This is a genomic window from Sorangiineae bacterium MSr11954 (assembly GCA_037157815.1).
GTDB lineage: Bacteria > Myxococcota_A > Polyangia > Polyangiales > Polyangiaceae > Pendulispora > Pendulispora albinea.
On sequence record CP089984.1, the window covers coordinates 2,642,917 to 2,661,899 of the forward strand.

At 64.2% G+C, this 18,983-nt stretch carries 14 protein-coding genes; 6 read left to right on the forward strand and 8 right to left on the reverse strand.

Going from position 1 to position 18,983, the window contains the following annotated elements; all coding sequences use genetic code 11:
- Positions 1 to 3: 3 nt before the first annotated feature.
- On the reverse strand, positions 4 to 1,416 hold the full coding sequence (locus LZC94_10355) for a WS/DGAT domain-containing protein (protein ID WXB17651.1): 1,413 nt from the start codon (positions 1,414 to 1,416) through the stop codon (positions 4 to 6).
- Between the two features lie 253 nt (positions 1,417 to 1,669).
- Between LZC94_10355 and LZC94_10360 the strand changes: the two genes are divergently transcribed.
- The 4 genes from LZC94_10360 (at position 1,670) to dhaM (ending at position 6,585) form a co-directional block, all read left to right on the forward strand.
- Complete coding sequence (locus LZC94_10360; GenBank protein WXB17652.1) at positions 1,670 to 2,446, forward strand: IclR family transcriptional regulator; 777 nt, start codon at positions 1,670 to 1,672, stop codon at positions 2,444 to 2,446.
- A gap of 153 nt (positions 2,447 to 2,599) precedes the next feature.
- A complete protein-coding gene (gene dhaK, locus LZC94_10365; protein ID WXB17653.1) occupies positions 2,600 to 3,598 on the forward strand; it encodes a dihydroxyacetone kinase subunit DhaK in 999 nt (332 codons plus the stop codon).
- A gap of 3 nt (positions 3,599 to 3,601) precedes the next feature.
- Positions 3,602 to 4,228 (forward strand): dihydroxyacetone kinase subunit L, encoded by a 627-nt coding sequence (gene dhaL / locus LZC94_10370; protein ID WXB17654.1) that lies wholly within the window; start codon positions 3,602 to 3,604, stop codon positions 4,226 to 4,228.
- Positions 4,225 to 6,585: a PTS-dependent dihydroxyacetone kinase phosphotransferase subunit DhaM gene (dhaM, locus tag LZC94_10375; GenBank protein ID WXB17655.1), complete on the forward strand. Its 2,361-nt coding sequence runs from the start codon at positions 4,225 to 4,227 to the stop codon at positions 6,583 to 6,585. Before dhaL ends, dhaM begins: the two co-directional genes overlap by 4 nt.
- On the opposite strand, the gene LZC94_10380 is transcribed toward dhaM, so the two are convergent.
- From LZC94_10380 to LZC94_10410, 7 genes are all read right to left on the reverse strand, one after another.
- Positions 6,554 to 7,294 (reverse strand): DUF1266 domain-containing protein, encoded by a 741-nt coding sequence (locus tag LZC94_10380; GenBank protein ID WXB17656.1) that lies wholly within the window; start codon positions 7,292 to 7,294, stop codon positions 6,554 to 6,556. The genes dhaM and LZC94_10380 overlap by 32 nt on opposite strands.
- Before the next feature lie 576 nt (positions 7,295 to 7,870).
- Positions 7,871 to 8,983: a sigma 54-interacting transcriptional regulator gene (locus tag LZC94_10385; protein ID WXB17657.1), complete on the reverse strand. Its 1,113-nt coding sequence runs from the start codon at positions 8,981 to 8,983 to the stop codon at positions 7,871 to 7,873.
- Positions 8,984 to 9,048: 65 nt separating this feature from the next.
- Positions 9,049 to 9,285 carry a hypothetical protein gene (locus LZC94_10390; protein WXB17658.1) on the reverse strand — a complete coding sequence of 79 codons (237 nt, stop codon included), beginning with the start codon at positions 9,283 to 9,285 and terminating at the stop codon, positions 9,049 to 9,051.
- 34 nt (positions 9,286 to 9,319) lie between these two features.
- Positions 9,320 to 9,679 carry a hypothetical protein gene (locus LZC94_10395; protein WXB17659.1) on the reverse strand — a complete coding sequence of 120 codons (360 nt, stop codon included), beginning with the start codon at positions 9,677 to 9,679 and terminating at the stop codon, positions 9,320 to 9,322.
- 639 nt (positions 9,680 to 10,318) lie between these two features.
- The gene (locus LZC94_10400) at positions 10,319 to 12,016 is read right to left on the reverse strand and encodes a tetratricopeptide repeat protein (protein ID WXB17660.1); all 1,698 of its coding nucleotides are present in this window, start codon (positions 12,014 to 12,016) and stop codon (positions 10,319 to 10,321) included.
- 30 nt (positions 12,017 to 12,046) lie between these two features.
- On the reverse strand, positions 12,047 to 12,697 hold the full coding sequence (locus LZC94_10405; protein ID WXB17661.1) for a hypothetical protein: 651 nt from the start codon (positions 12,695 to 12,697) through the stop codon (positions 12,047 to 12,049).
- A 244-nt stretch (positions 12,698 to 12,941) separates the two neighbouring features.
- Positions 12,942 to 13,448 carry a transposase gene (locus LZC94_10410; protein ID WXB17662.1) on the reverse strand — a complete coding sequence of 169 codons (507 nt, stop codon included), beginning with the start codon at positions 13,446 to 13,448 and terminating at the stop codon, positions 12,942 to 12,944.
- Between the two features lie 1,462 nt (positions 13,449 to 14,910).
- On the opposite strand from LZC94_10410, the gene LZC94_10415 reads away from it, so the two are divergent.
- On the forward strand, positions 14,911 to 15,948 hold the full coding sequence (locus LZC94_10415) for a sigma 54-interacting transcriptional regulator (protein ID WXB17663.1): 1,038 nt from the start codon (positions 14,911 to 14,913) through the stop codon (positions 15,946 to 15,948).
- A 15-nt stretch (positions 15,949 to 15,963) separates the two neighbouring features.
- Positions 15,964 to 16,935 (forward strand): serine/threonine protein kinase, encoded by a 972-nt coding sequence (locus LZC94_10420; GenBank protein ID WXB17664.1) that lies wholly within the window; start codon positions 15,964 to 15,966, stop codon positions 16,933 to 16,935.
- The last annotated feature ends 2,048 nt before the right edge of the window (positions 16,936 to 18,983 follow it).

Here is an 18,983-nt window from a genome sequence, read left to right on the forward strand (position 1 = left end):
GCGCTACCCGGCGGCGGTCGACACGTCGCCGGGGGCCTCGTCCGTGCGATGGGCGAGGCTCACCAGCTCCGCCAGCGAATCCTCCATATCCTCGAGCAAACGGCGCGGCCGATCGTAAATCTCCGGCGCGGTCAAGATGCCAATGCTCATACGATCGACATAGCTGTACGCACAAATGTGCAGGGCAGGGGGATGCGCCAGCGCGGCCAGCGAATACCACTCCACCACCTCGACGGGCCCGAGCCAACGGGTCCGCGAAGGGCCCCGCACGCTCGCCGTTCCCACGTGATAAAGGGTATTCTTGGTTTTGTAGGCCATGCGCCGCCCAATCACGTGCGGGAGGCGGGGCAAGTATTCGCTCCAGCGGCCGGCCATATCGGTCCCCAGGTGGCGCACCAGCGCGATGGCCTCCTGGGTGCTCGCCGCCGTCGCGCGCAATCGCTCGACCGGATCGCCCATGTGCACGGCCAGATGGGCAAAGGTCGCGGTGACCTCGTTGCCCCAGAGGCGCGCGCTCGCCCGATCGATGGCGACGCCGAAGGTGGTGATCAGCGGGCCCTTGGCCTCTTCGCCTCGCCGGAGCTGCTCTCGGCGCAGCGCGCCCGCGAGCACCGCTTGCACGGCCGCCGTCATCGTCACGCCGAAGGCGTTCTTCACCCGTTCGAAATCGGCGAGCGCCAGGTTGCCCGTGGCGCACCGGCGCGCCGCGCCCACCGGCTTGGTCGTGAACGACGGCCCGGCCCCGAACCCCACCGGCGGAAGGTGTTTGGCCTCTGCCCGGTAGACCTGATTCTTCCGATTGCTCTCGGAGACATCCTTGAAAAACCGAGGGAGCTCCCCCAGCCACGGCCCCACGTCGCGCGCGGCGCGGGCAAAGAGCTCGGCGCGCGACGGGGCCGCCCCGATGGAACCCTCGGCGCTCGGCGCAACCACGGCCCCCGGTTCTTCGCGTGTCATGGCCGCGAACGCGTTGATGGCGCCGACCCCGTCGGAGATGGCGTGATGAAGGCGCACGACCAGCCCCTGCCGGCCGTGGGCGAGGCCGTGCACGAGCGTGAGATCCCAGAGCGGCCGCGATCGATCGAGCGGCTGGCTCGCGAGCTCCGATAAGACGGCGTCGAGCTCCGCTTGGCCCCCGGGCGCCGCCACCGTACGTTCCGTCAGGTGCGCGGCCAACGTGAAGCGCGGATCCGACACCCAAAATGGCCTGCCCCCGAACAGCGGCGCAGCCACGACGATCTGTCGCGCCCGTGGATATGCATCCAAATGTCCTTCGATGGCACGATGAACGTCCTCGAGGGCGAGGGGCCGCCCGAGCCGCGCGGGATCGACGACCAGTACCTTGAGCGTGTGCATCTGCACGTCTCCCCGCTCCATATGGAGAAATGCTGCATCGAAGCCGCGGAGTCGTTCCATCCGACCCCTCCTTTCACCTAATTCACACAATCGTCCGGATACCCCCCGGACGAACCATAGAGCGGTGGCGGCACGTGGACAACCGCTCGAACGCGCGCGGCGCGCGGGCTTCGACCCGCCATCGCTGGGCCATGAAATGGCTTCGACGTGCCATCATTGGCGCACATGGATCGTTGTGCGCGAAGAGGATCGTTGCTACGGGCGAGAATTTGCTATCCTCGAACCGCGTTCCGCATCACCGAAAGGCGGTATCATGTTGGTCCAATCCGTGCGTCGTGCAGCGAAGATCCTTCAGGAGCTTGCGTCCGCGGGGCCGCGGATGGGGGTGACCGAGCTGGCCGAGCGGATCGGCGTGGCCAAGCCCACCATGCACGCGCTCCTGCGCACCTTGGAGGCGGACGGTTTGGTGGAGCAGGATCCCGAGACGGGAAAATACCTCCTCGGCCCCGGGCTCCTGCGGCTGGGCAACGCCTACCTCGAGACCCAGGAGCTCCGGGGACGCTCGCTGACGTGGGCCGATGCATTGGCCGCGCGGACGCGCGAAGCCGTGTGGGTGGCGATCCTCACGGGCGATCGCGTCCTGGTCGTGCACCATGCCTTTCGCCCCGAGGGCGCCGTGCAAATCCTGGAGGTCGGCGCCAGCATCCCCTGGAGCACCTGCGCGCTGGGCAAAGCCATCGTGTCCTTTGCGCCGGCCGCGGAGGCCGAGCGCCTGCTCAAGGGCGAGCTGCCCGTGCTCACCGGGGCGAGCATCACGGATCGGCGGAAGCTCCGCGCGCAGCTGGAGCAGATCCGGCGGGTGGGCTGCGCCTTCGAGAACCAGGAGTCGGCGCTCGGCGACGCCGGCATCGCAGCGCCCGTCTTCGATCGAGCGGGCCGGGTGGTGGGGGCCATGGGCATCGTCGGACCCGTCGAGCGTCTCCTGGCCGAGCCTGCCCGCGAGGAGCACGCCATCGCCGTCCGCGAAGTGGCGCGCAACCTCTCGCGCGATCTCGGCGCGCCGCGAAATCCGTCCCAACGCAGCGCGTAAAGCGCGCGGCCGGCCATCCCGCCCTTGACTCCGGCGGCGCCCATCGTACCGTTCACGAACGTCGTTCGGTAATAACGAACACCGTTCTTCAAGACCCATACGGCGACCCGAAGTGCTCTGATATATTTTCGTCCCAAACGAGGGAGAGGTGTCATGAAGAAATTCATCAACGATGCCGAGACCGTGATTTCCGACGCCCTTCGAGGGCTCGCCGCCGCGCACCCCGAGCTGCGCGTCGACTTGGAGCAGAAGATCATCGTGCGGGCCGAGGGGCCGCGCCCGGGGAAGGTCGGGCTGGTGTCGGGCGGAGGCTCCGGGCACGAGCCGCTGCACGGCGGGTTCGTCGGGCTCGGCATGCTCGACGCGGCCGTTCCCGGTGAAGTCTTCACCTCACCGGTGCCCGATCAGATCGTCGCCGCCACCGCGGCCGCGAATGGCGGCGCCGGGGTGGTCTACATCGTCAAGAACTACACGGGCGACGTCATGAACTTCCAAATGGCCGCCGAGCTGGCCGCCGACTCGGACATTCGAGTCGAGACCGTGCTGGTCAACGACGATGTCGCCGTCAAAGACTCCACCTGGACGGCAGGCCGCCGCGGCACCGGCGCGACCGTCTTCGTGGAGAAGATCACCGGCGCCCTGGCCGAGCGGGGCGCGAGCCTCGCCGAGGTCGCCGAAATCGGCCGCAGGGTCAATGCCGCGTCCCGTTCGTTCGCCGTCGCGCTCACGGCGTGTACGACGCCGGCCGCGGGAAAGCCGGGCTTCGCTCTTCCGGACGACGAAATCGAGGTCGGCGTCGGCATCCACGGCGAGCCGGGCCGCCGTCGCGAAAAGCTGCAGACCGCAAAGAACATCGTGGCCACCGCGCTGGACGCCATCTTGTCCGATTTGCCCTTGGCCTCGGGCGATTCGACCATCGTCATGGTCAATGGGCTCGGCGGCACGCCGCTCATCGAGCTGTACATTCTATTTGGCGAAATCACCGCTACCTTTCGCGATCGGGGCATCGTCATCGCGCGCTCGTTGGTGGGCAATTACATCACCAGCCTCGACATGGCCGGCGCGTCGATCACCGTATGCAAAGCCGACCCGCAGATGCTCGAATCATGGGACGCGCCGGTGCGAACGCCCGGGCTCCGTTGGGGAGTGTGAACGATGAACAGCGCAATGGCCCGATCCTGGATAACGACATTGGCCTCGGCCCTCGAGGAACAAACGGACTATTTGACCCAGCTCGACTCGGCCATCGGGGACGCCGATCACGGCGCCAACATGCGCCGGGGCTTCGCCGCCGCGGTCGCGGCCGTGGAGGGCTCCTCCGCGGAGACACCCGGCGACGTGTTGATCAAGGCGGGCACCACGCTCATCTCCAAGGTCGGCGGCGCCTCGGGGCCCCTGTACGGGAGCGCGTTTCGCGCGATGGGCAAGGAGCTGCGCGATCCGATCGCCACCGGCGAGCAGCTGCGCGCGGCCCTCGCCGAGGGCTTGGCGGCCGTTCAGCGTCTAGGAACGGCGGCGCCGGGCGATAAAACCATGGTGGACGCGTACGCCCCCGCGCTCGCCGCCTTCGAGCAGGAGCTTCGCAACGGAGCAACCCCGGCCACCGCCGCCGCCCGCGCGGCCGACGCCGCCGAGGAGGGCATGCGCGCGACCACGTCGCTTCAAGCCCGAAAAGGCCGCGCCTCGTACCTGGGCGCGCGCAGCGTCGGGCACCAAGATCCGGGCGCCACGTCCACCGCGATGATGTTTCGTGCGCTCGCCCGCGTGATGGCCGCGCCGTGAGCCCGAGCATGGTCGGCATCGTGGTCGTTTCGCACAGCGCGCGCCTCGCCGAAGGCGTATGCGAGGTGGCCGCGCAGATGGCCCCCGACGTCCCCCTTCGCCCTGCGGGCGGAACGGACGAGGGCCACGTCGGGACGAGCTTCGACAAGATCCTCGCCGCGGCGACGGAAGCCGACACCGGCGCAGGCGCCGTGATCCTGTACGATCTCGGCAGCGCCAAAATGAGCGCCGATCTGGTGGCCGAAACGAACGACCGCCTCCGCGTCGTCGACGCGCCGCTCGTCGAAGGCGCGCTCGCGGCTGCCGTCACCGCGCAAAGCGGCGCGAGCCTCGATGCGGTCGTGGAGCAAGCGCGGTCTTCGGGGGGCGCGCGGGGCGTGTCGGGCGCCGAGGGCGGCGTGTCGGGCGCCGAGGGCGGCGTGCCGGGCGCCGAGGGCGGCGTGTCGGGCGCCGAGGGCGGCGTGTCGGGCGCCGAGGGCGGGCACCGTCCCGCGGAGGCGAGCCTCTCCCGCGTTCTCACCTTGCGAAACCCGCATGGCCTGCACGCCCGCCCGGCGGCACGCCTGGCGCGGATCGCGGCCGAGCACGGGGTCATCCTTCGCGCCGGTCCCGCGGAGGGACCGCTCGTCGACGCCCGTTCGATCCTCGCGCTGGTGGCGCTGGGCCTTCGCGGCGGCCGGTCCGTGCGCATCGAGGTCCAAGGGGAAAAGGCGGCCGAAGCGCTCTCCATCGTCCAGGCGGCCATCGAAGATGGCTTCGGCGAGCGCGCCGAAGACGCCGCGCCCTCCGGCGTGGCGGCCGTCCCCGGAATCGCCATCGGCCCACTTCGCCGGCTCCGCGCCGCAGCCCCCGTCCTTCGCGATGCACCCGGCGACGATCCCGAGGCGGAGCGCGCAACCCTCGAAGCCGCGCTCGCCCGCGTCGATCGCGCGCTCGCCGCCGAGCGCTCCGACGTGGCCGAAGCCCATCGCGCGCTCCTCGACGATCCCGAGCTCGCCGCCGCCGCGCGCACCGCCATCGCCAACGGCTTGGCGGCCGCCCCAGCCTGGTGGCGTGCGGTGCAGCGCGCCCGCGAGCAGCTGGCGTCGTCGTCCGACGAGCTGATCGCCCAGCGCGCCATCGACGTAACCGACGTCGGCCTGCGCGTCCTTTCGCAGCTCGCCCCCGAGGCCACGCGGGTCGACGTCTCGCATCTGACGTCGGCCATCGTGCTCGCCGACGACGTGACGCCGTCGATGGTCACCGAGCTCGCCGACGCCGGGATCGCGGGCATCGTGCTGGCGCAGGGGGGAGTGACGGCCCACTCCGTCGTGGTCGCACGCGGCCGCGCCATCCCCATGTTGGTCCGCGCGGGCGAGCACACCGGCGTCGCCGACGGCACCTTGGCCATCTTGGACGGCGATCGTGGCGCGCTCATCCCCGCGCCCGAAGCCCACGTCTTGGAGGACGCCCGCGCGCGGCAGGTGGCCACGGCGGCCGCGCGCGCCACCGCGCTCGAACGGGCCCATATGCCGGTGACCACGGCGGACGGTCGCACCCTTACCATCGCGGCCAACGTCGCCTCCCCGGCCGAGGCCGAGCTGGCGCGCAAACAAGGCGCCGACGCCATCGGCCTCTTGCGCACCGAGTTGTTCTACGTAAACGAACCGGACCTACCCACCGAGGACGAACAAGCCGCTCGAATCGCGCGCATCCTCGCGCCCTTCACCGACCGCGAAGTCACCATTCGCACCTTGGACGCCGGCGGCGACAAAGACATTCCGGCGCTCGGCCTCGACCCCATCACCCACGGCTTTTTGGGATTGCGCGGCCTACGCTATTCCCTCGCGCACCCCCGCGAGCTGCACGTCCAACTCCGCGCCATCCTGCGCGCCGCCGCCTCATGGAAAGGCATCCTTTCCATCATGGCCCCCATGGTCACCACCGCCAGCGAAGTCCTCGCATTCCGCGCCGCCATCGCCGCCGCCGCCCGCAGCCTCGAAGGCACTCCCCATCGCCTCCCCGATCACACCGGCATCATGGTCGAGGTGCCCGCCGCCGCCATCGCCTTCGACTCCATGGCACCCCACGTCGACTTCGTCAGCATCGGCACCAACGATCTCGTGCAATACATCATGGCCGCGGAGCGAACCAACGCACACGTCGCCGATCTGTATCAGCCGGACCACCCAGCCATCTGGCGCGCACTGGAGCTCCTCACGCGCGCCGCCTCGGGCAAAAAAATCGCCGTCTGCGGAGAAATGGCTGCAAACGCCGATATGGCGCGCCGCCTCGTGGACCTCGGCGTGGAGGAGCTCTCGATGGCGTCCGCCTCCATTCCGGCCATCAAGTCTGCATTGCGGCAGCCTGGCCGGTGAGGGCGCCCTCCCGCGCCATCACCCGCGTAAGCCACGGCACACGCCTCCAGGGGCTCGTAGGATCGGTCATCAGCGTTTCGAATGCGCGCTTGGAAATCTCCGGCTCGCCCGCCGCCGAGACCTCCTTGGACCATTGGGTGAGCCCGCGCAGATAGCCGGTGGCGAAGGCGCCCCAATCGGCGTAGGTCGACTGCATGGCCGACGCGGCGCGCGCGACCCAGGTGGCCATCGCCTGGCGGTCGAGCCAACCCAGTTGATGCCCCGCCCACGCGAGCCAGACGATGCGGCCGTAATCCCAAGCCAGAAAGGTCGCCACGGGCTCGCCCGTCGCCTGTCCGTAGTGATGGCGATAGCCTACGTCGTTCAGCTGTTGCAGCGCGCGGCTCAAGGTCGCCGCGCTGGTAATTTGCCAATCCTTTTGCAGGACGATCTCCAGCCCCTGGCGCTGGAACCACGATGCCTGAAATCGATCGACGGGCCGGCCCATATTCATGTTGAAGCGAGCGATCACGGCCAAGGTCCACCCCTCGAACGAGGGGCCGAGCGTCTCCGGTGTCGTCGCATAGACGATGCGGCGCGCCTGATTCTTCATTTGCCGGACCGTGAGCCGATTGAGCACCAGAAGGCCCAACACGCAGACCGCGATGAGCCCAACGATGGCGCGCCAATCGCTCATGAACTCGCTGAATTGCCAATCATCCTTCGCCACGATGCGCCTGCCTTTTTCACCGACGGTGCGGTGTAATGAGTTATCAATGCATTTCTCGCGCCAACGTCTTTTTCCGTTGAAGAGTCGTTGGCGCACGCCCGCAACGGAACCCCGAGTTCCCCTGCGGAACGACAACTTCCGGATGGATCACGCGCGCCGCGCGCCGGCGCCCTCCGCGCACCTTAGCTAGATGCGATACAGGAAGCTCCGCTCCTCGTGCATGTATGCCGAATTACGCTGGTCGAACGTTGCGCGCCGCGATTGCGGATATTCGGCGGAGTGCCAAGCCTGGACGTCGGCGCTGAAACCAAGCGCGGGCTCGTCCGCGGAACGTCGGGCCGATGGCCTCCGGACGACGCGTTGCAGTACCCGAATCAAGTCATCCCAGTAAACGCGAACGCGTGCGCGCAAATGTCCGGGTAGGCTCGCTGCGAGAGACCATGGGCTCATGTGTGTTCTTTGGAATCGAAGCGCTCGTCCTGGTGCGTTCGAAGACATCGCGATCATCTCGACGCCATTTCGATAATGGGATGCAATGTACTGGCGCCGTGGTAGCGCGCTCTTTCTCCAAAAGCGCTAATGTGAACGCGCACGATGGCCGGTTTGAACCGCATTCCCTCGTCTCTGGGCGACCTCCGGTGCCAACGACAGAAGCGTAGCAACGGACATTTCACCAGGCGGAGCGAGGGCCAGGATCTGACCCACGACCGACTGCAGCTGGCGCACGTTCATCGGCCACTTGTATCGCCGCAGGACGTCGCGCGCGGGTGGCGAAAGAGACACGAGCTCTGCGCGGGGGTGTTGCTTCCAAAATCGGTCGATGAGCGCGTCGAGATCGGCATGGCGCTCGCGCAAGGCAAAGAGGGGGACGACGAAGCTCGCGAGCCGAAGGTAAAGGTCCGCAGGAAAGAGCTTGCGTACCACGTCCGCGGCCAGATCACGGCACGTCGTCGCGACCACCCGGACGTCGGATAGGGCCAGGGGATGGGGCCCTTCGAGGCGTCGCTCGGCGCAGAGGGCTCGGATGTACCGTGCATTTTCGGCAGTCACGGCGCTGATCTCGTCGAGGCACAAGGTGCCTCCGCGCGCGGTCGAAACGGCCTCCAGCAAATCGCCGTCGGTGGCAGGGGCGACGATGAAGGGCCCCTTGCGGCGCGAGAGCGAATGCAACCGTCGCGCAAGCATCTTTTTGCCCGAGCCGCTCGGGCCCCATACGAGGACGGGGGTGGGCTGTTCGGCGATTCGCTCGATGAAATGGAGTGCAACCCGGGTTGTTGGAGTCTCGGCGACCATGTTCTCCGTCGTGATATCACCATAGCTGCATGTCGCGAGGATCAACGCGCGAAGCTCGCGAACATCGAATCGCGGGCCGAGATGCCGCTCGAGGTTGAAGATCGGAGCTCTGCACGCGCGAACGAGGCGCGCGCGCCGCCGTGCGCTCATTCGTTCGTCGACAACCACGAGATGCACGTGTCGGGGGGCGCGCAATCGCGCGTCGGCACGCACCACGCAAAATCGTGGCTCGACGCGCAGGGCCGTCTCGACCAAATCACCGAGTGGACCGGCGAGGTGCACGACGATGACGTAGCGGGCCTCCACCTGCTTGACGTCGTTCGACGGCGTGGCACGTAGGTCGGGTTGCGCCGGCGCCTTCATCTGCGGATAGAGTTCACGCAACGATGGGATCATCTCGAGGGCGCTGTGTCGCGTCAGGAGATTTATGCATTTTGTTCGGATATCGTTGGATCGGTCGTTCATGCGTTGCGCCGTGTTGGTCGAGAGCGGCTTGGCTGCGATTGCAGGAGCACCCACTCTTCCAAAGCAACCATCACACGCGTCCATTCGTCCCATGCAAGGGGGGCGTCGTTGCGCGTCCCGCCTTCGATCATCGCCGAGACCACGCGCTCCCGCTGCTCGAGCGTGAGCTGTGAATGCCATCGATGTGCCTCGTTCGCGGGCAGCGTTGATTGCTTGCTGTTTTGGAGTTGCATATTCTGTTGCGATGTGGGTTGCGATTTCAGCGGATCAGCGCGCAACGAGCACTTCGTCGATTTTCGCGAGCAGGAATGCACGCCACGGAAAGCGCGCCGGTATACGTGGGGCACTGGCGAATTTGCGGAGTGCAGCAGCTGCCCGTTGCGACAGGGGATGCTTGGCCGTCCCGAGCGCGATCATGCACGCGACACGTACGAGGCGATGTTCCGTGTCGCGTTCCGCTAGGGTTTCGAGAACCTCGTTTGCCAAGGGCGAGATCGTCGCCAGCGCCAAAACGAGCGCCGCTCGTTCGTGCGGGTGAAGGTCGGGCCCGGCGCGCCAACGACGTCGCATGGCATACCCCCAAATGGCACGGTGATCGAGAAAGAACTGAGCCGCAAACGTCGCCAAGATCCGGATGTTTCGGCTTTCGGCGTGCACGAGCTGAGAAAGGGCGGGAGCCTGCTCGGCGGCCGCGTCGTAGCACTCCTGCCACAGCCGCGCTTGAACGGCTCGTGCGGGATCGGTCCGCGCCCAATCGGTGCACGTCGTTCGGACGTTCTCGCACGTCCAAGGTCCACGCAGCCTCCGTTCGGGATCGCCGACGGCAAGGAGCAGGAAGAGCTGCAAGGCCGCCTCGCGGTCCTTCGCGTGCTGCGCTCGAGCGTGGGATGCGAGGTACGGAACGATCACCGGCGATGTCGCACGTCGGGGATACATCCAATGGGACAGTCGTACCCACTCGTCCTTGCGCCCTTCACGGGGCGTTGCGGGTTGCGCCGACGAACGTACCGCGTTGTTGCCGATGCTGCGGGACGTACGCGAAGGCGGGACGAACTTCGAAAAAGGGAACGTGCGCTGTGCACTCATGACGTACCCAACAGCGGTGACGATTTTGGACATCTCATTGGGCACGAGGGAGGACCAGAACGATGCACGGTTCAACGGAGGCGTGTCATGGGCGAGACCGTGCCGCCGTTGCGGCCCTCCCTCGTGCCCACGAGATGGGTGATCGGCATGTTCTCCAGAGCGCGTCGCGCGCTTGATGGGTTACCTCATGGGGACGGTGGGTGTGTCCTCTCGAGACGCAGTCGAGAGCAGCGTTTGAAAGTCCGCGCGGCTCCGTAAGGACTCGAAGTCGACATCGTCCGACATGGCGTTGACGAAATCGCGGTTGAGCGTGGCCGCCATGCGAAGGTCGTCGACGGCTTTGTCGGGGTTCCCCATGCGCGCATAGGCGCTAGCACGGATGTAATGACCATAGGGTGTGAGCTCGGTGGCCTCTCGGGAAAGCTCGCGTGTGCGCGCGTCCGCGGCGTCGAGCTGGAGGCCGCGGGTGCAGGCGTCGACGCCTTCCACAAATTCGTTTTTCTGGACGAGAAGGTGCCCATGCTCGAAGTGGAGGTGTGCGCTGCGATCGAAGACGGCCAGCGCCCGCTCGACTTCGGCGAGACCTTCCGCGGTGCGACCGAGAACCTTCAGGTTCCAGACCACGTTGCATGCCACGTTCCGCTTGTGCGGCAGAAGGGCTGCAGCTCGCTGAAAATTCGACAGTGCTTGCTCGTATTGCTCGGCCGACGCGTGATCCACACCTTCTCGGAACGCGTGCAGTCCCTCGGCAAGGCTCTCCGGTGAAAGTGCAATCGACGCGCCGAAGGCGTCGCGGTCGGACGGGAGGCCCCATTCTTCGAGCAGGCGGGTGATCGCCGCCGTTTGCCAAACGGACTCGTTGTAGAGGAGTGCTGCTTTGCACGCACGGATACGACGGGCATCGGCGGGGCTCTCGGCGCACTCGCCGAGCGCGGCGTGAAGAATGCCCCGAACGACACCGATCAAAGCGGCATCTTCCGTGTGCTCGAAAATATCGAGAAGAAAGGGTAGGGCGGAGCGGGTCTGTTGGTTCGGCAGTCTGGTGAGGGTGCGGCCAATGTCACCACAAAGCCCCTCCGTACCAAAGGGTAAACGTCGGTACTCGATGCCGAGCCAGCCGTGGCACAAGGCGAGGCCCTCGATCAATGCATCCACGATGGTATGTTTCTGTGCCTCCGCGCCGGCATGCGCCAGGACCATGGAGCTGACGACGCGAACCAAAGGTGCAGGATCGTTCTTGGCGATGAAGACGAGAAACTCCGCTGAATCCAAATTGAGATGCGTCAACATGCCGAGCGCAAACGTCTGCGCCGCACGGACGCGGGCAATGTTCTCGTGCTCGAAACAGTCCTGCAGATGCGGGACGATGTCGCGTCGCTCGGTCCGATAGCACCCGAGGAGCAGCGACGCCGCAACTCGGACATCCTCGGCACCATTGAAGGCAAGCTCCTGCACGCGCGGCACGAACACGCGGGTCGCGTTGTAGCAGGTTCGCCAAATGTGAACGGCTTGTGCCTCTTTGGGCGTCTGCGGGTCGCGTTCCTTCCCAGCGAAGATCGTGCGCTGCCCATCGGCCAACGAGAGGCCGTCGCGAAAGTTGCACGCTCCGCCAACGAAATGCATGACCATCTTGAGAATCCGAGCTCGAGCGGGCGTGCCGGGGGCCAGGGCAAGGTCGAACAAGAAGGGAATGGCACGAGGCGTTGCGGGAAAGCGCTCGCCCTCGTGGTACAACATGACCTCCAATTGCTCGAGAGCGGCCTCCCGCACCTTCGTTTCTTCGGCTGCTGCGCTCCGCAACAATCGGGGTACGTCGGTTGCCGCGCCGAAGCTCGTTTCCAGATTCGCCCAATCGATCGTATCGATGCCTTCGAACATCGTTGCTCCTCTGATTCCGCCTGCGCCGGGTCAATGGTCGGGACGGGTTTCATTTCGGTGCAGCGGCGTCGTCGGAGGCGTCGCTGTCGCGTGGGGGACGTAGCAGTTCTTCAGAAGATTCCGTCGGGGGTGGCCATTCGAGATGCAGTCGAAGCAGGAGTGGAGCATCGTCGGCGGAGCGCGCCTGCGCATCTTCCGCAGCGCTGCATGATATTGCGAGGCATTTCGGAAATCCGCGACGGACTCGGGATCCGTTGCCTCGAGGAGCCGACGCAGGCGGCGACGTCCTAGCCATTGCGTCCACGGGATCAGCTCGAATCGGGAAAGCATCCCGGCGATCTCAACCCACGCAGCGACACCAAATTCGTCGTTGTCCAGACCTTCTTTGCAGACATCGCGCTTAATCGAGACGAGTAGCCGATGAATGATGTCGACGAATCCGTCGTCCCATGTGCGGCCGTTGTCCCGCATCTTGCACGATACGAGCCGGTGGAGGAGATCGTCCGAGAGCTGCTTAAGTCGATGGGCGAGGTGCAGCTTCCCAATGTTTCGCGCCTTGGTCGCTGCGTTGGGCAGCCAGACTTGCAGAAGGCGAAAGGCCTCGCGGGAACCGCGAAGGTCCTCGGATGCAGCATGAACAATGGTCATTTGCGAATGCGTTGTGGAGTCGGTGTTGGGCATTGAATGTCCGGTATTGGTTCGGCGACCTCCATTGCGGACACCGCACGCCGTGCGATAAGTGGCTGATGCAACGTGCGTGCCCCAGGAGCCGCGATTTCGCGCTCATGTGAGCTGTTTCGGGTATTACGTTGCAGTCGGTCGCGGTCGCACCGCTCGATACGTCGTGACGTCGCGGCTTGCTGAATGATTGTGAACAAACTGAAAGTTGGTGTCGGATGAGCTGTGCTTAAATTGCACATCACGGTCACGAAGTTTGCAAAATTATGCGCATCGCGTGCATCGACCACGAACGTGAGAACGTTACTGCCAGCGCGCCCGCCGACCACGGAACCCACGCGATCCAGGTGCTCGCGGCGATCTGGAGGATGCCTTCCGTCGTTTCGAGGCCATGCATCCATCGAGAGTCATGATGAACGCCAAACAGAAGGCTCAAGCCAGCGCCCGCGACGAACCCCGGCCAAAATCCGAGTGCCAGCGCGCCAAGGGCGACCGCGTCGGCATCCAGCACCAGACACCCGCTCTCGGCTCCTCGTGTCGAGGACAGGAAAATGCCGCCTAGGGCAAGGGCGACGATGCCCGGCACCCCAAGAAACGTAGAGAGATCACGCCACGGTAGGCCCGTTTTTGCGCGATAGAGCACCGCCTCGATGAAGAGCCGGTCACCCAACTCCGAGGCGGGCCCCGTCTTCTGTTTCGGTAGGACTCGTTGCAGCCGACGCCACTGGGCATCGGTGAGCGCGTGTCGGTGCATCCGGATTTTTGATCATGCTTGCCGCGGTGAGACAACAGCTTCCTGCATCCGCCTCGCTAAGTGATCGAGATGATCCAGCTTTTTTCTCGCTGAACTAGGGACACCCCCTAGGAGCGTGCCTGGGAGTCTGCATACGAGACCGGAAGGTCTTCAAGTCGGGCGCTCTTGCGAAGTATAGATCTTTGTAGAAGGCTGCGTCTTGCAGCATGGCTCGTTTCCTCGATCGGCCGGCGCCGCGCAGTCATCGAAAGCGTCGGATCCGGCTGAGTGTGACGTCGTACGTGTCCGTGCACGGGCGATTGAGATATCCGACGCGCGCTATTCCGATCCCGAACACCATTTCGCTTTTCCAATGGATGTCGAGAACATTCGCTTCGACCGGAATGCCAGGCTCGTTGCCGTCCAACACCCGTTGGCCTGCTCGCGATGTTGGATTGTGCACCCTTCGTAGTTAGGAACAAAGAGTTTGTCGTCAACGACCTTGACTTCCTCACTGGGTCGGCGGGTGAAATGACAAGTTCTTTCGCGATAACGGTACTCGAGGTGGTAAACGGCGCCGTCCGGTGGCGTGCACGCCATGGGCTCGCCTTCCGCGCAACCGAGAAGGACGGGCCCAAAGCCGAGGGTGACTCTCACCGTGTGACGAATCAACCTTTGGAGGACGACTCGTCCGCGCGATTCCCTCGCCGTTGTGCGATGCCGTTGAATGGAATTGGATGAATTGTTCGTAACAACGTTGACGAGCGCATCTTGTGTGAATGACCTCCGCTTCCTTGGGCGCGGTGTGGGTTGAATCGTGCAAGTGGCTGCGACATGGCGGTCGCCGACGGGCGCACGTGCAGGGGGAGGGTGCAACCGACGTACCGATATTTAGCGGAAAGAAAGATTGCCGTTGCGACCGATTATTCGGCTCGTTGTTCGATTGACATGATGGGGCCGAGGATCGCGGCCGGTAAGGGCAACAAGTATTCAGGATGAGCTGTGCCGAAAATGCACACTCTGGTAAGAAAGTTCACAAATGACCGAAGACGAGAGCTCTTGGTCTGAGGACAGTACGAGCAAACCTGCTGGTGGCACGGCCGCAGACGAGCGTCGTGTTCGGGTTCAGCGCTGGGTTCTGGAAGTCGAGGAAACGGGGGAGAAGATCACCATCGACGGCAACGTTCCCCGCTGGATTGGACGATGGGAAATGAGCGACTTGGCCTTGCCGGACGACGACAAGGTGAGCGCCGTACACTTTGGGCTAACGGTCAGCGAGCACGGTCTGGTGGTTTGGGACCGTTCCAAGAACGGCACACGGATCATCGGTGGAGAGGTGTTGGTCGAGCGACAACCGGTCCTATTGCGAAGGGGAGGGGAGATTCGAATCGGCGATACGAGTCTGAAGGTTTCCCCGAGCGCGGGAGATGAAAAGCAGGCGTTGTCGCGCACATTCGGACCTCTCACGTCCGTAGAAGTGGAGATGCAACGCATTTTTGCGCGAGCCGTGCAGCTGGTCGACGGTGCCGAGCCACTTCACATCACGGGGGAGCCGGGAACCGGTAAACGATATTTTGCCGAGGCGCTGCATCGGCAAAGTGCACGCGCCGAGAAGCCCTTCCTGGTCGTCGATTGTAAGGCGATCGCGTACGATCAGCTCGAGGACGAGCTCTTTGGCCGCGAGGCCGGCGCGTACCCGGAAGCGCCGAAGAAAGACTCGGTTTTCGTGGCCGCCGATGGCGGTACGGTTTACCTCAATGAGGTCGAGCGGCTTCCGCTCGAGGCACAAGCTCGGCTGCTCCTCGTCGTCGAGCGGGGCGAGGTACGAGCTCGGAACCAGTCACGACCCCGAGCCGTCGACGTTCGCATCATCACCAGCAACAGCGTGGACTTGGCCGGTCGGGTCAACGACGGAATGTTCCACGCCGATTTGTATGCCAGATTGTGCAAGACGCGCTTGCACTTTCCAGCCTTGCGCGAGCGTCGTCGCGACATCGAGCTTCTGACCCGCGCAATCCTGGTCGACATCGGCTACGCGAAGGCTTTCGATGCCTTGGATCGGGACACAGTCGGCTGGATGAAGCGACAGGAGTGGCGAGAGGGGAATATCGCCCAGCTTCGCCATGTCCTCGCGCATGCCGCTGGTCGGTGGATGGCCGAGGGAGGTCGTCTCGATGTCGAAACATCGTTCTTCGTACATCGCGAAACGGATCCGCTTCGCTCGGAGGCGAGCCGCCGGGAGATTGCTCTTCGTGTTCTGACGCGGGACGGGAGCGAGTGGTCATGGGAGTCCGCCAAACGGGTGGCGGCGAGTCTCCTTTACGAGGCGCTCGAGCGCAAAACGGGTGGCGTCGTTCTCCGGATGGCGAAGCTCGCGGGCACATCTCGGCATCACGTTTATAAGCACCATACGGGTGAGCGCGGACGAAATGACGATGGGAAGCGCGAGACGAAGTCCACGAAGCTTCGAGCAAGCCCTCGTGGGGGCACCGATGGGGACGTGGGCAGTACCGGCCGTTGACGAGGATGGACGAGGATGAGCCTGATCGAGATAGGAACCATCGTTGGAGATCGTTACGAGATTACGCGGTTGCTCGGTGCCGGCGGCATGGGGGTCGTCTACGAGGCGATCGTCAAACACGAGCCGCAGCGGCGACGGGTTGCCATCAAGTTCCTGAACCCGCAGCTCGCGGTGAGCCGAGAATGGCGCAAGCGCTTCGAGCGCGAGGTGCGAATGGGCAGCTCGCTCAAATCCGATCACATCGCACGCATTCGCGCATGCGGCACCGAGCCCGTTCCCGATGACCCAGACCGGCAATGGCCATGGATCGCCTTCGACTACCTGGAAGGGGAATCGCTCGGGCAGCGGTTGGAGCGAGGCGGAAGCGCCTCGTTCGAGGACGTCGCCTGGATGATCGAGCATCTCCTGCGCGGGCTGGACGTCGCCCATCGGGCGGGGCTCGTGCATCGCGACATCAAGCCCGCGAATCTCTTCCTCGAGGGGGGTGCTCAACTGCGCATTCTCGACTTCGGGATCGCCAAGGAGCTCGGCGGCGCGATGACCGCCCTCACGAACGTCGATAAAATCTATGGGACGCGACAGTACATCAGCCCCGAGCAGTTCGCCAACTCCTCGGACGTGGATGGTCGCGCCGATTTGTATAGTGCCGGCCTCGTGGCATATGAGCTCCTCACGGGGGCGTTGCCGGACGAGCGCCGCGACCCGAAGGCGATCACGGAGGCGAGGACGCTCGCGCACTTGCCGCCTCTGGGGCGCACGACCGGGCTCGCGTGGCCCAGCGAGGTGGATGCGTGGATCCAGCGCATGGCCAACCCCCGGCGCGACGAACGATTTCGAACGGCGAACGATGCCCTCGCGGCATGGCTGACCATTTGCGCAATGATGAAGGGACGGGAGCCGCTTCGAGTCCAACTTGGTGCGGCTCGTGGGGGCGCGCGACCGGCCGACACCGTTACGGCGGTTCGTTCGAGCCTTCCGCGTCGCTGAGGGAGCGCTGAGCTCCTATGCATCGAGTTGCAACGGTTCCGAGCAACGTTGCGGCGCCGCAACGTGCAACGCTCCCGTAGGGCATATGCGCGTGCTTTGTAGGGTCGGATGCGCGGCTCAAAAGTTGCGTCAGTCCGTTCGAGCTCGGGAACCGTATGAGTTGAATTCACTGGGGATCTGTGCGACCCGTGATTCGCCGTCCGAGACGGCGACCTCGTTGAAGCAATTACGGCCACGTCGGTGTCGATCCGCGCGAAGCGCATGTGATTCGCCGTCCGAGACGGCGACCTGGAAACAAATCGCAGGAGCAAGTGAGGGTCAAAACGGCGTCAGCACGGCTGGAAAGGGGGAATTCGGGTGGTGACCATGCCGTACCGTTTCGGCCCTCGCTTGCACCGACGAGGACATGGGCTTGCAGGAGCTGTCGGCTGCCAGAAAATCAATGTATATCGGGTTCGGGGATGCGGACGAGAGACACGCTGTATGTGTTGCTTCCGGCGCATGGGTGAGGATCGAACGGTCCCGACATGTTGAGGAGTGACAAACACGCAAGTTCCTTCAGACCCTCACCCGTGCGCAGGAAACAGTCGAAAAATTGCCGGTACGGTTCAATGACGAAACAAATGCATAGGCTCGCGTTGCAAGTCTGCAATCTGTCATCGTCGCCGTTCGAGACGGAAGAAGAAGGCGGATCCAGCAAGAAATGTCACGGTGGCACCGGCCGTTGCCAGAGCTCGCGCAGTGGCTAGTTTGGAGTAGTGTGCATGCTCGAGCTCGTGCGAGCGCCTGCACTCAGGCGTGCCAATTCTGCATGATCCTCCGGGGACGTAGATACCGTCTGCTTCGTGGCGAGCGTTGTCGGCGCCAATCTGGAAAGGGATGGCGGCGGCAAAACATGCGATTCCGACGATCGCAACGCAAATGCAACGAAGCTTCAAGGACCGCGACCGCGCTCCATCTGCGAGTGTGATGTCTGGAATAGTCGTCTGTGAGTATTCATCCCCATTCATTTGTGTTTACCCTTCGGCGGTCCATCGACCTGATGGCTCCTATGATGTCGACCCCGTGCACCGGCGGGAACAACCCTCAAGACGTTTGCGCGAGGACCGAAGTGGCAGAGCGAATCCGAACCAGCGGGATGGTCGGCACCGGCTCACTCTGCCACTTCGATCATCTCTTGAGTCAAGCGAAATCTCTCCGCCTCGAGTCAAACCTTCCCGCCGGGTGCGGTGCACGCGGGCACATTCCCGCACCTACAGCCAGTATGCGTCCTTCGGCGAATCCAACGATACAAAAGCCGTGCAGGCGGACTTGATCCACAACGTATATCAATGATGTGCCGCTCGGTGCTCGTGAGGGGTACGCGCTTCAGCTTATCGTAGGGAAAATCAAAACCAAATATCTCATCGCCAGGGATTGGAGGCGGAGGAAGCTTCTGGTGCTGGGATGTCAAGAGAAGCGGTTGAATATGCACATAAATGTCCTGCGCGCATTGGTCGGCACCACAAAGGATCAGGGAGCAGCCGCTCCGACGAAGTCGGCGCGTCACTATCTCGTCGATGGCATCCTTCGCGCCCAGCAAGAGCCGCTCGAGTAGCTCTTGTTCGGCGGCGGGTATGATGGATTCGCCCATGCTGCCAACTCCACTGCTCCGCTCCGCGGATGGCTTCGCCGCTGCAGATTTCGACTACAGCCATTCTGTGAATCGTCGTGATCTACAGCTCCCTGTCGTGCATCGCCCTCATTGCAACCTACGTACCGAGCATCGCTCTCGGAGCGATCGTCGAGTGGTGTATTGATTCGAGCAGATCGTTGTTTAATCGACATGGCATTAGGTGTTTGAAGATTTTCGAGAGCAGCAAAGAAAGTGAACAAATTTGTCGGATGAGCTGTGCTGGCGACGCACATTCTGCCAGCGAAATCGACAAATATCGAAATGATGTTTTGCCGTCCCGCCGACGACCTCGTTGACGCCCCTCCTGTGTGCGCCTTCAGGAGTGTCAAAGAAACGCCCTTGGGAGCCAGCAGAGGACAGATCAACGGGTCGC

Bases quoted from the DNA above. Each gene is read 5' to 3' on its own strand.
- LZC94_10410 (WXB17662.1), bottom strand. From the start codon at position 13,448: ATGCACCGACACGCGCTCACCGATGCCCAGTGGCGTCGGCTGCAACGA.
- LZC94_10390 (WXB17658.1), bottom strand. From the start codon at position 9,285: ATGCAACTCCAAAACAGCAAGCAATCAACGCTGCCCGCGAACGAGGCA.
- LZC94_10405 (WXB17661.1), bottom strand. From the start codon at position 12,697: ATGCCCAACACCGACTCCACAACGCATTCGCAAATGACCATTGTTCAT.
- LZC94_10400 (WXB17660.1), bottom strand. From the start codon at position 12,016: ATGTTCGAAGGCATCGATACGATCGATTGGGCGAATCTGGAAACGAGC.
- LZC94_10420 (WXB17664.1), top strand. From the start codon at position 15,964: ATGAGCCTGATCGAGATAGGAACCATCGTTGGAGATCGTTACGAGATT.
- LZC94_10360 (WXB17652.1), top strand. From the start codon at position 1,670: ATGTTGGTCCAATCCGTGCGTCGTGCAGCGAAGATCCTTCAGGAGCTT.
- LZC94_10355 (WXB17651.1), bottom strand. From the start codon at position 1,416: ATGGAACGACTCCGCGGCTTCGATGCAGCATTTCTCCATATGGAGCGG.
- dhaK (WXB17653.1), top strand. From the start codon at position 2,600: ATGAAGAAATTCATCAACGATGCCGAGACCGTGATTTCCGACGCCCTT.
- dhaL (WXB17654.1), top strand. From the start codon at position 3,602: ATGAACAGCGCAATGGCCCGATCCTGGATAACGACATTGGCCTCGGCC.
- LZC94_10385 (WXB17657.1), bottom strand. From the start codon at position 8,983: ATGATCCCATCGTTGCGTGAACTCTATCCGCAGATGAAGGCGCCGGCG.
- LZC94_10415 (WXB17663.1), top strand. From the start codon at position 14,911: ATGCAACGCATTTTTGCGCGAGCCGTGCAGCTGGTCGACGGTGCCGAG.